The 9,251-nt window shown below is 72.9% G+C and carries 8 protein-coding genes and 1 pseudogene; 3 read left to right on the top strand and 6 right to left on the bottom strand.

The features are described from left to right. Nucleotides 1-302: 302 nt before the first annotated feature. From ACWD3D_RS28150 to ACWD3D_RS28140, 3 genes are all read right to left on the bottom strand, one after another. Complete coding sequence (locus ACWD3D_RS28150; protein WP_451463591.1) at nucleotides 303-1,220, bottom strand: hypothetical protein; 918 nt, start codon at nucleotides 1,218-1,220, stop codon at nucleotides 303-305. Then, on the bottom strand, nucleotides 1,217-2,230 hold the full coding sequence (locus tag ACWD3D_RS28145) for an SPFH domain-containing protein (RefSeq protein ID WP_451463590.1): 1,014 nt from the start codon (nucleotides 2,228-2,230) through the stop codon (nucleotides 1,217-1,219). Before ACWD3D_RS28145 ends, ACWD3D_RS28150 begins: the two co-directional genes overlap by 4 nt. A 292-nt stretch (nucleotides 2,231-2,522) precedes the next feature. Beyond that, a complete protein-coding gene (locus ACWD3D_RS28140; protein ID WP_451463593.1) occupies nucleotides 2,523-3,098 on the bottom strand; it encodes a TetR/AcrR family transcriptional regulator in 576 nt (191 codons plus the stop codon). 260 nt (nucleotides 3,099-3,358) lie between these two features. On the opposite strand from ACWD3D_RS28140, the gene ACWD3D_RS28135 reads away from it, so the two are divergent. Continuing rightward, nucleotides 3,359-4,252, top strand: a complete 894-nt coding sequence (locus ACWD3D_RS28135) for a phosphatase PAP2 family protein (protein ID WP_451463589.1) — start codon at nucleotides 3,359-3,361, stop codon at nucleotides 4,250-4,252. Then, nucleotides 4,249-5,307 carry a DMT family transporter gene (locus ACWD3D_RS28130; protein WP_451463588.1) on the top strand — a complete coding sequence of 353 codons (1,059 nt, stop codon included), beginning with the start codon at nucleotides 4,249-4,251 and terminating at the stop codon, nucleotides 5,305-5,307. The genes ACWD3D_RS28135 and ACWD3D_RS28130 overlap by 4 nt, the downstream gene beginning before the upstream one ends. Nucleotides 5,308-5,352: 45 nt before the next feature. Here the strand turns inward: ACWD3D_RS28130 and ACWD3D_RS28125 are convergent, their stop codons facing one another. From ACWD3D_RS28125 to ACWD3D_RS28115, 3 genes and pseudogenes are all read right to left on the bottom strand, one after another. After that, nucleotides 5,353-6,096, bottom strand: a complete 744-nt coding sequence (locus tag ACWD3D_RS28125; RefSeq protein ID WP_451463587.1) for a LamG-like jellyroll fold domain-containing protein — start codon at nucleotides 6,094-6,096, stop codon at nucleotides 5,353-5,355. A 169-nt stretch (nucleotides 6,097-6,265) separates the two neighbouring features. Beyond that, complete coding sequence (locus ACWD3D_RS28120) at nucleotides 6,266-6,814, bottom strand: PadR family transcriptional regulator (protein ID WP_451463586.1); 549 nt, start codon at nucleotides 6,812-6,814, stop codon at nucleotides 6,266-6,268. A 48-nt stretch (nucleotides 6,815-6,862) separates the two neighbouring features. After that, nucleotides 6,863-8,877, bottom strand: a pseudogene (locus ACWD3D_RS28115) (oxidoreductase). Between the two features lie 218 nt (nucleotides 8,878-9,095). Here ACWD3D_RS28115 and ACWD3D_RS28110 point away from each other — a divergent pair. Beyond that, a partial coding sequence (locus ACWD3D_RS28110) for a DoxX family membrane protein (RefSeq protein ID WP_451463592.1) occupies nucleotides 9,096-9,251 on the top strand: 156 nt, incomplete at its 3' end.

The raw sequence follows: 9,251 nt of genomic DNA, 5'->3' as shown, positions 1-9,251 counted from the left end.
CGCCGCACACGCGACGGGGCCGAACCCGTTCGCGGTGGACCAGGCACGCGGAAGATCCGTCAGCCGTGGCCCGTGTCCCCCTCGGCCGCCGCCGGTGCCCCGGACCGCTGCGGCGGGAGAGCCGGGTCGGCCCCGACGTGAGTCGCCCCCCGCCGCCGGGACTCGGTCCCGGCCTTCGCCGAGGAGCCACACCGCCGCGGTCAGCGCGACGGCGGCTGCGGCGATGAGCCGCACCCGGTGATCGAGCCCCTCCGGTGATCCGGAGGGGCACCCTATTCCCCGCCCGCGCCGTACGGCCGCCCTCAGCCGACCAGCCGCAACGAGGTCGGGGAGACCCCGATCCGGACCGACTGGCCCCACGTCAGCTCCAGCGCGTCGGACTCCATTCCGTCGCCGAACACCACCATCCGGTCCGACTCGACCGTCAGCCGCAGCCGCCGGCCGCGCCCCAGCTCCCCGGCGACCATCGACGTTCCCGTCACCGGCGACGGCCAGGCCTCGCGCACGAACCAGAGCAGCCGGGGGTCCGAGGGAGCCGGCAGCCGCAGGGTGCTGCCGCGTTCCTGCCAGAGGGAGCGGAGCCAGCCGGTGGCGCCCGTGCCCGTGCCGACCAGCACGCCCGAGGACGCCTGCGCCTCGGCGGCTCCGGGGTGAGGAGTGGCCCCGGTGTCCGGCCCGATCCGATAGCGGGCGGTCTGGTGTCCCGGCGGCCCGAGGTAGATCTCGTTGAGGGCCACCAGCCGCTCGCCGTCGTCCGCGACCGCCTCCACCATCGTCAGCTCGTCCACCCGGCCACCGGCCGCGGGTGCGGCCACCGCGCGGAGCAGGGCCCCCGTGTCCCGTACGCGGTGGCGCACGAGAACGCCGGGATTGCGCCCCGGATCGGTGTCGATGCCGATCACCGGCTGCCCCGAGAGGTACTTCGCCGCGTTGGCGACCAGCCCGTCCTGCCCGGCCACGATCACCACGTCCTCCGGCGCGAAGAGGAAGCGGTCCAGGTCGGCGCGTTCCACCCGGGAGCGCCGCCAGGTGAGCGGTACCGCGGACGCCACGTCGGCGAGCGCCCGCAGCGTCCGGTGGTGCCGCTGTGCCACTTCGTCCAGGGAGCGCCCGCGGGTGGAGAGGAAGAACGCGGCCTGACCGTGCGTACCGTGCCGGGCGAGCAGCTCCTCGTACTCCGTGGTCCGGTGCACGAGGACGGCGCGGGGGGCGAGGCTCACGCCGGGGTCCCGCCGCCGGGGCGGCCGAGGCGCGCGAGCAGCCCGGTCAGCACGTCGGGGGAGAGGGTGAGGCTGTCGATGTGCGGCAGGTTCTCCGCCAGCTTGGTCGCGGCGAGGGCGTGCAGGGTGGCCGCGTCGACCTCCGCGTGGACGCGCAGCCAGGCCGCCTGCGCGTCGGCCCGGGCCGCGCCCGTCTCCCGTACGGCCTCCGCCTCCGCCTTGGCCAGCCGCACCGCGCGGGACGCCTCGGCGCGGGCGCGGACGTCGTCGGCCGCCGCCTTCTCCTCGGCCTCGCGCCGGGCGTTGGTACCGCGCTGGTCGACGAGCTGCTCCTCGCGACGGGCCAGTTCGATCTGGCTGGCGAGCTCGTTCTCGGCGATGGCGCGTTCCCGCTCGACCGCCACCGCGCGGCGCTCGTAGGTGGCCCGGTCGGCCTCCTGCTGGATCTGCTCGCGGGCGGGGGTGCGCAGGGCGCGCTCCACCTCGGCCTCCGGGCGGATGGCCACGACCCGGGTCGCCACCACGTCGATCCCCGTCGCGGGCAGCCGGGGCTCGGCCGCGAGTCCGGCCGACACCCGCTCGCGCACCAAGGCCACACCGTCGACGAGGGCGGTGGCGAGCGGGGTACGGGCCAGGGCGTCCAGCGTGTGCTGCTGCGCGGTCTCCGTCAGCAGGGTGGCGATCTGTTCGAGCGGGGAGCCGCGCCACACCCCGGTGTCCGGGTCCACGGAGAAGTCCAGCCGGGCCGCCGCCTGCGCCGGGTCGCTGACCCGGTAGGTGACGGTGGCCTGCACGGTCACGTCCTGGAAGTCGGCGGTACGGGCGTGGAACGCCATCGCCAGCTCCCGGTCGTCCACCGGCACCTCGGAGAGTGCCGCGCTCAGCGAGCGGTACCAGAAACTCAGCCCGGGGCCGTCGTGGGTGAGCGTCCCGCGCTTGTGGTGACGGATGTGGGCGGTGGGCGCGGAACGCAGGTGGCGCCAGCCGAAGCGCCGTGTGATGTCGGCCATGGAACGACCCCTTCCGTTTCTCGTCAAGCTGACGACAAGTACCACGATAGAAGGGTGCCGGGGATATCGTCAAGGGGACGAAAAAGGGGCCCCGAAGAAGGGGCCTTGAAGAAGGGGCCTTGAAGAAGAGCCCCGAAGAAGGGCCCCGAAGAAGGATCTCGGGGCCCTTCGGGCACGCGAACGGCCGGCGTCTTCGGTGGAAGCCGCCGGCCGTCGGGGTGCGCCGCCCCCGTCCCCACGGTGCGACGCGAGCGGGCCGTTCCCTCCGCTGGGATGGACGGCCCACGATTCGTCAGGGCTCGGTGGGAGGGGTCTCCACTCCGAGCCCGGGCAGGATGGCCCGCTCCGTGAAGCGCACGAGGTACTCCCCGTCGGCCTGCCGGGCATCGAGCAGGGGGCGCACGCGCACCATGCCGAACAGCTGCGCCGCGACGTACTCGGCGGTCGCGCAGTCGGGAGCGATCTCACCGCGTTCGCGGCCCCGTCGGACCATCGCCTCGATCGCCGCGATCTCCGGCATCACCAGCGACTCGCGCATCGCGCAGAGCAGCTCCGGGCTCTGCAGGGCGGCATGGCTGAGCGCGTGCACCAGTGAGGTGTCGAGGCCCGAGCGGGCGCCGATCGCCCGCGCCGCCGCCAGCAGGTCGCCGGCCAGGGTGCCGGTGTCGATGTGGGCGAGCGACTCGCGCCGGGTGCTGTGGAGTGCCGCGACGACCAGTTCGGGCTTCGACCCCCACTGCCGGTAGAGCGTCGACTTGCCGCAGCGGGTCCGTGCGGCGACGCCCTCCATGGTGAGGGATTCGTACCCGCTCTCGCGAAGCAGCTGCAGCACCGCCGCGTACAGCTCCTGGGCGCGCTCCGGTGTGATTTTCGACCTAGGGGACCGGGGTGAGGGTGTCGCGGCGTCCTGTGCCTCGGTGTCCTGATGTGCCGGATTTTCCTGCTTTTCCTGAGTTTCTCGCGCGGAGTCCCGGGTCGGCACGGTTCGTTCCTCCTGGGCTCGGCGGTAAAGCGCTTCGATACGCCAGTGTACCGATACGTTTGCGTATCGGTACACTGGCGTATCGATTGGGTGTGGAGGGAACCACTCCCAGGTACCACCACAACCGTCAGTAAGGGGCACGGGTGATGTACGCCCGCAGAACGCCTGTGGAACGGGAGCCGGATACCTCGGCCCGCCCGCCCCTCGTCCGGGAGTTCCTGCTTGTCGTCGGACTCTTCGTCGTCTACAAGTTCGGCCGCCAAGCGGCCAACGGTCATGTCGACGAGGCCTTCCACAACGCCGGACACGTCTGGAACTTCGAACGCGCGCTCGGTCTTCCTGGGGAGGGTGACGTCCAGGGAGTCCTGCTGCACAGCGAGACTCTGATCCACCTGGCGAACACCTACTACGCGGCGGTCCACTTCCCGGCCACCGTGCTGTTCCTGGTCTGGCTGTACTGGCGGCACCCCCACCACTACGTCTGGTCCCGCCGAATACTCGCGGCGCTCACCGGCGCCGCCCTCGCGCTCCACCTCCTCTTCCCGCTGGCCCCGCCGCGCATGCTGGCCGCCGCGGGCCTGGTCGACACCGGCCAGGTGTACGGACCCACGGTCTACGGCGCCACGCCCACCACCGACACCATGGCCAACCAGTTCGCGGCGATGCCCTCGCTGCACTTCGGCTGGGCCCTCATGGTGGCGATCGGGCTCGTGGCCGCGGGCCGCTCCCGCTGGCGCTGGCTCTGGCTGATCCATCCGCTCGCCACGCTGCTGGTGATCGTCGGTACCGCCAACCACTACTGGCTCGACGCCCTCGTCGTCTCTGCCCTTCTCGCGCTCGCGCTGGCCGCGATCCCGCTGCACCACCCCTCCCGATCGGTACGGCTCCGAGGCCCCTGGCCCTCCGCCGGACTGGCGGGCCCCGTCGGAAGCCACACGGCCTACGCCGCCGGCGTGCCCGTCCCGGCCGGCGCCCACGCCTACACGGGCAACCCGTCCGCCCCGCAGCGGACCCTCACCGCACCAGGAGGCGGACGGTGAACGCCACGCTCGTCGCCATCCTTTTCTGCCTCGTCTCCGCCGTGGCCTACGCCGCCGCAGCCGTGGCCCAGTCACGGCTGGCCGGACGCACCGAACCCGGCTCCGGCGGACTCCGGCTGCTCGGCCGCGGCGCCTGGTGGGCATCGGTCGGACTCAACGCCACCGGGGCACTTCTGCACGTCGCCGCCCTGAGGTACGGGCCGCTCACCCTGGTCCAGCCGCTCGGCGCACTGACCCTGGTGGCCGCCGTACCGCTCGGCGCCCGTACCGCCGGCCGCAAGGTCAGCGGCACCGAGTGGCGGGGCACGATCCTCACTCTCGTCGGACTGGCCGCACTGCTGACGGCGGCGGGCGGAGCCGCACCGCACGAGACCCTCGGCCTCGGGGAAGCCCTCGGGGTCGGCGCGGTCACGCTGGCGGTGGTGTCCGGCCTCGGCCGGCCCGGAGCCCGTCCCGGTCTGCGGCACGCGGCAGCCTCCGGGATCACCTCCGGGGTCGCCTCCGCGCTGACCCAGACCCTGACGGTCGCCCTCACCGACCACTCGGGCGCCCTGCTCACCCCGCGCACCGTGGTGGTGACCCTGCTGGTCGCGGCCTTTTCCATGGGCGGGATGCTGCTTTCCCAGACCGCCTACCGCGACGGCCTGGGCGCCCCGCTCGCCGTACTGACCCTCGCCAACCCGGTGGCCGCCGCCGCGATCGGAATGGTCCTGCTCGGCGAGCGCCTCCAGGGCGGCCCCCTCAGCGTGATCCCGGCGGTCACGGGCGTCGCGCTCTCGGCGTACGGAGTGGTCCTGCTCAGCAGGGCGCAGTCCCGGACCCAGGCGGCGGCCGGTGTACCGGTACCGGAGGCGGACGACCCGGAACGTCCCCCGCTCGCATCCGTGCCCGCCCCCGTCGCCGTGCAGGGCCGCCACCCGGCCTCTCCGGTACCCGACGTCCCGGGGAACCGCCGGAGATCAGGAGTCCGGCGCCGCACGGTCATCGGGAGCCCGCGGGGCCTGAAGCGGCCGATGGCCGAAAGCCCCGAACCCGCTGCCGCCGCCGGAAGCTGACGCCGGGCGGACCACCGGCCGGTCCGCCACGGAGCCGAGGCTTCCTCAGGTGTTGGTCATGACGGCGTGATGGGCCGCCAGACGCTCGGCGGTCAGTTCCCGCGGGTAGACGGCGACCTTGCCGATCGCACCCAGGAAGAAGGACCTCAGGCTCGCGGTACCGATGCGCACGGGGGACGGGGTGTCGCCCGGCACGATCGAGTAGTCGGCGAGCGCGTCCTGGTCGCGCAGCCTCCCGTCGCGGTAGATCTTCGTGTAACCGGTCGGGTACGAGGGGCCGGCGGGACTGGTGTTGATCACCAGGGCGTAGTGGATCCACTCCCCGGGATACAACGTGTCCTGGAAGTAGGAACCGGCGCCCAGGCCCCCGGCGGGATTGAAGGCGTACCCGGAGACGCGGTTGGCCCGGCCCTCGGTGTTGTCCGCGCTGTAGATGCGCGCCGTCCACTCGGCCTGGTTGACCGTCGCGTAGGTGAGCTTTCCCAGCCAGTGCACGTACCCGGTGCCCTCGCTCGCCGGGAACGTGAGGGTGTCGGGGCGGAACCAGGCCTCCACCGTCAGCGCCCCGGTCGTCGACACGGACAGGGAGCGGTCGTCGGGGACCTCGACGTACTGGGCGGAGGTTCCGTCGAAGAGGGTGGCGCTGTCGCCGTTCGGCAGATGGCTGTGGGACGGCGAACCGTGGAACACGGCGCGCGGGCCGCCCGGGGAAAGCTCCGTACCGGCCCCGCCGAGCCGGAGGTAGAGCACGGGGTCCTCGGCTTCGATCAGTTCGTCGTAGGTGCTCATACGCGCCTCCCCTGGGACCTGGCCCGGTCCGACGGCCGGGTCGGCCCAGGGTAGGGCGGTCCGCGATCAGCGCGGGAGGGCGTGAACGCTGCATCGGGCGGAGCCCTTGATGCTTCGTGCGCGGGCGCGCGGGAAGGAGCGCGCGCACGGACCGGGGGGCGGACAGCCCTCACACGGGCCCGTCCGGCCCGTCGAGCTCCTCGATCGCCCCGGTCAGCCAGGTGATCCAGAAACTCTCCAGGTCGATGCCGCCGCGCAGCAGGAGGTGGCGGAGCCGGTCGTCCTGGCCCTTCCTCCGCTCCGGCGGGAAGTCGCGCCCCTCGATCTCCAGGTACTCCGCCAGCTGCCGCCGGTGCAGGTCCAGATGACGACGCAGCTCCGCGCCGAGCCCGGGTGCCCCGACGACCGCCGCCGCCCGCATCCGCAGCAGCAGCGGATCGCGGACCGGCTTCGGGTCCTCGGAGAGCGCCACCCACGCCGCCAGCTCCTCGCGGCCCGCCGGCAGCACCTCGTACTCCTTCTTGCTGCCCCTGGCCGGCTGCTCCGGCAGCAGGGCCCGGATGCGCCCGGCCCGCTCCAGCCTGCCCAGTTCGCGGTAGATCTGCTGGTGCGTCGACGACCAGAAGTAGCCGATCGACCGGTCGAACCTGCGGGTCAGTTCCAGCCCCGACGACGGCTTCTCCAGCAGAGCGGTGAGGATCGCGTGCGGCAGTGACATGGGGTGCATCCTACGAACGCGGGCCCGGGGCACGGGCCCGGAGCGTGCTCAGAGCGCTGCGGCCAGCTCGGTGCCCTGACGGACGGCACGCTTCGCGTCGAGTTCGGCCGCTACGTCGGCGCCCCCGATCAGATGCACCGGCCGGCCCGCCGCGCGCAGCTCCTCGAACAGCTCCCGGCGCGGCTCCTGCCCCGCGCAGAGCACGACCGTGTCGACCGGCAGCACGTGCTGCTCGCCGTCCACGGTCAGGTGCAGCCCCGCGTCGTCGATCCGGTCGTAGGTGGCGCCCGCGATCATGGTGACGCCCCGGTGGCGGAGCTCCGTGCGGTGGATCCACCCCGTGGTCTTGCCGAGCCCCGCGCCGACCTTCGTGGCCTTGCGCTGGATCAGGTGGACCGTGCGCGGCGGCCTCGGACGCTCCGGCAGACGCAGCCCGCCCCGGTGCGCGTAGGACGTGTCCACGCCCCAGCCGCGCAGGAAGACCTCGGGGTCCTGGCTGGTCCCCTCCCCGGAATCGGTGAGGAACGCGGCGACGTCGAAACCGATACCGCCCGCTCCGATGACCGCGACCCGGTCGCCGACCGGCGCCTTGTCGCGCAGCACGTCCAGATAACCGACCACGCTGGGGTGACCGGCCCCCTCGATGGGCGGGGTGCGCGGCTCGACCCCGGTGGCGAGCACCACCTCGTCGTACCCGTCGAGGGTGCCCGCGTCGGCGCGGGTGGCGAGCCGTACGTCGACCTCCAGCTCGCGCAGCCGGGTGCGGAAGTAGCGCAGCGTCTCGTCGAACTCCTCCTTGCCGGGCACCTGGCGCGCCACGTTGAGCTGGCCGCCGATCTCGTCGGCCGCGTCGAAGAGGGTGACCGCGTGGCCGCGTTCGGCCGCGGTGACCGCGCAGGCGAGACCGGCCGGGCCGGCGCCGACGACGGCGACGCGCTTGCGGGTCCGGGTGGGGGAGAGGACCAGCTCGGTCTCGTGGCAGGCCCGGGGTTGACCAGGCAGGACGTGATCTTGAGGCTGAACACGTGGTCCAGGCACGCCTGGTTGCAGCCGATGCAGGTGTTGATCGCGTCGGAACGGCCGGCCGCGGCCTTCGCCACGAACTGCGGGTCGGCGAGGAAGGGGCGGGCCATCGACACCATGTCCGCGTGGCCCGAGACGAGGATCTCCTCGGCGACCTCCGGGGTGTTGACGCGGTTGCTCGTCACCAGCGGTACGGAGACCGAGCCGCGCACCTTCTCGGTCACCCAGGTGAACGCGCCGCGCGGCACCGAGGTCGCGATGGTGGGAATGCGGGCCTCGTGCCAGCCGATGCCGGTGTTGATGATGGTCGCCCCGGCCGCCTCGACCGCGCGGGCCAGGTGCACCACCTCCTCCAGCGTCGAGCCGTCGGGGACGAGGTCGAGCATGGAGAGCCGGTAGATCAGGATGAAGTCGTCACCGACGGCCTCGCGCACCCGGCGCACGATCTCGACCGGGAACCGGACGCGGTTCTCGTACGAGCCACCCCAGCGGTCGGTGCGGTGGTTGGTCTCCGCCACCACGAACTCGTTGATGAGGTAGCCCTCCGAGCCCATGATCTCGACCCCGTCGTAGCCGGCGCGGCGCGCGAGGACGGCCGCGCGGACGAACTCCTCGATCGTCTCCTCGACCTCGTCGTCGGTCAGCGCGTGCGGGGTGAAGCCGCTGATGGGCGCCTTGAGCGCGCTGGGCGCCACCAGGGCCGGATGGTGCGCGTACCGGCCGAAGTGCAGGATCTGCATCGCGATCCGGCCGCCCTCCGCGTGCACCGCCGAGGTGATCAGGGCGTGCTCCTCGGCCTCCGCCTCGGTGGTCAGCTTGGCGCCGCCGGGCGCGGAGCAGCCGCGCTCGCTGGGCGCGATGCCGCCGGTGACGATGAGGCCGACGCCGCCCCGGGCGCGCTCCGCGTAGAACGCGGCCATCCGCGCGAAGCCCTTCTCGGCCTCTTCGAGCCCGGTGTGCATCGACCCCATGACCACCCGGTTGGGGAGGGTGGTGAATCCGAGGTCCAGCGGGCTCAGCAGCGTGGGGTAGGGGCTCATGGGGGTCTCCTCGCGCGGTGTCGTCCCGCCAGTTCTAGAGGATCGGCGAGGCTTTGTGCAACAAGTTGCACAATGACGTACGTCGCATCCGGGAGCCCGGGACATCGCCTGTGAGGTCTCGTGAGACGTCCCCCGTACGGCGTAACAGGCCGAGCCCCCGCAACGGCGCCGGGCGACAGTGGAGTCGTACCCCGTCCTCCTCGTCCCCGGGAGCTCCCATGGCCTGCCTCAACCGGCGTGACCTCGGCCTGCTCGTCCTGCGCGCCGGCACCGGCGCCGTCCTCGCCGCCCACGGCTCCCAGAAGCTCCTGGGCTGGTTCGGCGGCGGAGGGGTCGAGGGCACCACCGCCGCGATGGAGGCCATGGGCTTCCAT

Source organism: Streptomyces sp. NPDC002690, from assembly GCF_053592415.1.
The sequence above is the reverse complement of the archived record's forward strand: the minus strand, read 5'-3'. Positions and strand labels throughout refer to the sequence as shown.

Coding starts and splice junctions, on each gene's coding strand:
- ACWD3D_RS28145 (WP_451463590.1), bottom strand. CDS start 2,230: ATGGCCGACATCACACGGCGCTTCGGCTGGCGCCACCTGCGTTCCGCG.
- ACWD3D_RS28135 (WP_451463589.1), top strand. CDS start 3,359: ATGTACGCCCGCAGAACGCCTGTGGAACGGGAGCCGGATACCTCGGCC.
- ACWD3D_RS28125 (WP_451463587.1), bottom strand. CDS start 6,096: ATGAGCACCTACGACGAACTGATCGAAGCCGAGGACCCCGTGCTCTAC.
- ACWD3D_RS28120 (WP_451463586.1), bottom strand. CDS start 6,814: ATGTCACTGCCGCACGCGATCCTCACCGCTCTGCTGGAGAAGCCGTCG.